Raw genomic sequence first — 4,130 nt, forward strand, 5'->3', positions numbered from 1 at the left:
TCGTAAAGTATATTTTTATGGTTTCGTTAGCACACTAATCTTAGGTGCATGTAATAATTCTGCTAACAAAACAGAGAACCCGGAGACAGATACTGTCATTACATCGGATACAAAAGCCGATATAAAATTCAATGGAGATACTTCGAAAGCTGGAATGAAATATATCCCAGGCGGGACGTTTATGATGGGAGCAGATAACGATCAGGCCAGTGAAGACGAATATCCAAAACATAAAGTAACTGTTTCCCCATTCTGGATAGACGAGCATGAAGTAACCAATGCCCAATTTGCTGAATTTGTAGAAGCTACAGGTTATGTAACCACAGCAGAAAAAAAACCAGATTGGGAAGAGATCAAGAAACAATTGCCTCCGGGAACTCCAAAGCCTGATGATAGCAAACTGGTAGCTGCTTCTTTGGTGTTTACACCTCCTTCTCAGGCAGTAGATTTAAATAACTATGCGCAATGGTGGAGCTGGGTTCCGGGAGCTAGCTGGAGACACCCGGAAGGACCTGATAGTGATATTAAAGGAAAAGAAAATTTCCCGGTTGTTCATGTTAGTTGGGACGATGCCATCGCATATTGTAAATGGGCTGGTAAAGATCTCCCAACAGAAGCAGAATGGGAGTTTGCAGCCAGAGGTGGTTTAATAAATAATATATATCCCTGGGGTAACGAGCATATCAGTAAGGGAAAAGCTAAGGCGAACTCCTGGGAGGGACACTTTCCAAATGTGAATACGGCAAAAGACGGATTTACCGGATTAGCGCCGGTTAAATCTTTTGCGGCTAATGGATACGGATTGTATGACATGGCAGGCAACGTTTGGGAGTGGTGTTCAGATTGGTACAGAAATGATTATTACCAGACATCCAATCAACCAAACGGGATTAGTAATCCTAAAGGACCGGCTGATAGCTATGATCCGGATGAACCTTATATAGCTAAAAAAGTATCCAGAGGTGGGTCCTTTATGTGTAACGATAGCTATTGCTCTGGCTATAGAGTAGCAAGGCGTATGAAGACTTCGCCAGATTCGGGAACCAGTAATATGGGATTTCGGTGTGTCAGAAGATAAGATTTGAATTTTTATCCATTAAGGCTTAATCCTTCTTTTGGACGTAAAATTAGCAGTAAGTTTCTAAGGCCTTTTATAGGAAGTTTGCTGAAATTTTTTGTAAGAATACCTGGATTGGACAGGGTATAAACGCGAGATGATTAGAATAGAGGTATAGTACGGGAATACTTAGGGATTAGTTAAAGGAATAAGCCAGATACAGTGGGGTATAGGTGGATGAAAAGTGGACTACAGGTGGACTATATGTGGAGTTATAAATTAAGACTTTAAACCTATCATAAAGAAGTGGTTACTAATATGCGAAAAATAATGGAGGATATAAAAAATTCATGTTGCGGATTGCAATCTAAATTTTATTCCGGTATGTAAGAAGATAGCTTTTCTATCTTCTTACAATTATTTTTTAGACTTCCATTCCAGGAAGGCAATAACAGGAAAGTGATCTGATGGATATTTCCCGTGGAAAGTTTCTGCCAGGATACCCCATTTCTTAACGCTAAAATCAGGTGAAATAAAAATATGGTCTATAACCTCATTACCAGCTAATAGATTTGTTTTGCCGTAACCCTGGTAACTAGGATTATTTTCTAAACGAATTGGAGCCTTATCATAACTATCGAATAAAATGTTAGATTGAGCCAATTCTTTATACCATTCGCTTTCCCGGTTTCCATTAAAGTCGCCTGTTAAAATTACCGGTAGGCCTTTACTGTTCTCTTTTATCCTTTGAAGAATCAATTTACTGCTTTCTTTTCTGGCAATATTAGCTTCGTGGTCGTAATGTACATTATAGAAATAGAACTTCTTTTTTGTTTTTTTATCTTTCAGCAATACCCATGAACACACTCTCCGGTATTTTTGGGCATCCCATCCATAACTTGGTTTTTCAGGAGTTTCAGAAAGCCAGAAACTACCACTGTCCAGTAAATCATATTTATCTTTTCTATAAAATATGGCAGATTGTTCTCCGGCATTTTTACCGTCATCGCGTCCCACACCATATTCGCCATAATCGGGTAAGGTCTTTTGCAAATCTGCTAATTGATTTGCAAATCCTTCCTGAGTTCCCAGAATATCAAATTCATAAAATTTAATAATAGAACTTACCAACGGCGCTCGATTACTCCATTCATTGCCTACATCAATTTTTGGAATGTCGAGCCTCAGGTTAAAAGAACCCACTACAAGTGACTGTGCATTTAATGCATGTGTTCCTATTAAAATATAGATAAGAACAATAAACCGTTTTACCATAACAGATAATTTTAGCATAACAAATTTAACGATTAAAGAATAGAAAGCCATCGTTCTGTTTTATTTCCAGCATATAGCGTATAATGAAAAGACAATATTGCTGAATGAAAATTATTGAAAAAAGGCGTTTATTGTATTTGTTTGAGTATAAAACCCTGTTGATATTTTAAGTTATTTGAATGGACTATTTAGCTAAGCTTATAAGATTAAGTTACCTGTTATTTTTTATTATAACTGGTAATTATGCAAATGCACAAACAACGGATTGGATTGAAATTTATCCCGGTGTATGGAAAACAATTGTAGGAAAACCAGAGGCCTATGATTTGTTGAAAGCTTCGGGAGCGCAACCCAATAAAGATGCGCTTTCTAAGACAGAGAAAGTCTCTTTCCCTTTTGCTAAAGGAAGTATCAGCATGGAAGTAAATAACGGAAAAACTTTTTTGAGATTTCCGTTAGAGAAGGAAGAGCAGTTATATGGTTTTGGTTTGAATTTCCAGACGGTACATCAGCGGGGTAAAATACTGGAACTTCATGTAGACCATTATGGCGGCAAAGATAACGGTAGAACGCATGCGCCGACACCTTTTTATGTTTCCTCTAGTGGATATGGCGTTTTTATAAATTCTGCCCGTTATATTAAAGTCTGGGCAGGCAGTGGAGTTAGGAAAGACAGCGAGAATTTTCCAACACCTAAAGATAGAAACACAGATAAATCATGGAGTTCCAGACCATATTCTGATGCTGTAGAGATTTTAGTTCCGGCAGAAGGAGTAGAAGTCTATGTCTTTGGCGGACCGCAACCTCTAGACGCGGTCAAAAGATATAATTTACTGAATGGTGGTGGATATCTGCCTCCGCGTTGGGGTTTGGGCTTCACACAGCGCGTAATGACCCGGTTTACAGATAAAGATGTAGAAAAAGAAGTTAACGATTTTAAGAAAAAAGGTTATCCCTTAGATTTTGTGGGTTTAGAGCCAGGTTGGCAGAGCAAAGCTTATCCGGGGACTTTTTCGTGGGATAAAAACAGATTTCCCGATCCAGCATCATTTGTGAAGAAAATGAAAGATCGGGGGATTCGTCTGAATCTATGGATTAATCCCTACATTTCGCCAGATGCCCCATTTTATAAAGAAATAAAGCCATATACAAGTTCGCATACAGTTTGGTTAGGGCTGGTGCCAGATTTTACAATGGCAGAAGCAAGGAAGCCTTTCTTCAATCAATTGTTAAAAGATCAAATTGAAAGAGGGGTAAGCGGCTATAAAATTGATGAAGTGGATGGTTATGATTTCTACTTATGGCCCGACGTTGCCAAATTCCCTTCCGGGTTGAGTGCAGAGCAAATGAGGCAAACTTATGGTTTATTGGTTCAAAGATACAGTGCGGAACTTTATAAACAGCGTAATGAAAGAACATTTGGATTGGTAAGGGCATCTAACGGAGGTGGCACATCGTTCCCCTACGTAATTTATAATGATTACTATAATCATCAGGATTTTATTACAGCGTTAATTAATAGTGGTTTCGCCGGCGTTTTATGGACTCCCGAAGTTAGAGCGTCAAAAAGTGGAGAGGAATGGTTGAGAAGATTTCAATCCAATGTATTTTCTCCAATGGCAATGATTAATGCCTGGGCAAGCGGAACAAAACCATGGTCTTATCCGGAAGTTGAAGCCGATGTAAAGAAATTCGCATTGTTGAGAATGCAGATGATGCCTTATTGGTATTCTGCCTTTGCGAGATACCATTATGAAGGTATGCCCCCTTTCAGAGGAATGGGACTGGAAGAAGGTTT

At 38.7% G+C, this 4,130-nt stretch carries 3 protein-coding genes; 2 read left to right on the plus strand and 1 reads right to left on the minus strand.

From position 1 onward, the window contains the following. Nucleotides 1–37: 37 nt before the first annotated feature. On the plus strand, nucleotides 38–1,078 hold the full coding sequence (locus ABWO41_RS16040; RefSeq protein WP_502945661.1) for a formylglycine-generating enzyme family protein: 1,041 nt from the start codon (nucleotides 38–40) through the stop codon (nucleotides 1,076–1,078). A 396-nt stretch (nucleotides 1,079–1,474) separates the two neighbouring features. Here ABWO41_RS16040 and ABWO41_RS16045 read toward each other — a convergent pair whose 3' ends face one another. Then, complete coding sequence (locus tag ABWO41_RS16045; protein ID WP_353140211.1) at nucleotides 1,475–2,332, minus strand: endonuclease/exonuclease/phosphatase family protein; 858 nt, start codon at nucleotides 2,330–2,332, stop codon at nucleotides 1,475–1,477. Nucleotides 2,333–2,511: 179 nt separating this feature from the next. Here ABWO41_RS16045 and ABWO41_RS16050 point away from each other — a divergent pair. Further along, nucleotides 2,512–4,130, plus strand: a 1,619-nt coding sequence (locus tag ABWO41_RS16050) for a TIM-barrel domain-containing protein (RefSeq protein WP_353140213.1), incomplete at its 3' end; no start/stop codon positions are given.

The sequence above is a fragment of the Pseudopedobacter sp. genome (assembly GCF_040392825.1).
In the GTDB taxonomy this organism is placed as follows: domain Bacteria; phylum Bacteroidota; class Bacteroidia; order Sphingobacteriales; family Sphingobacteriaceae; genus Pseudopedobacter.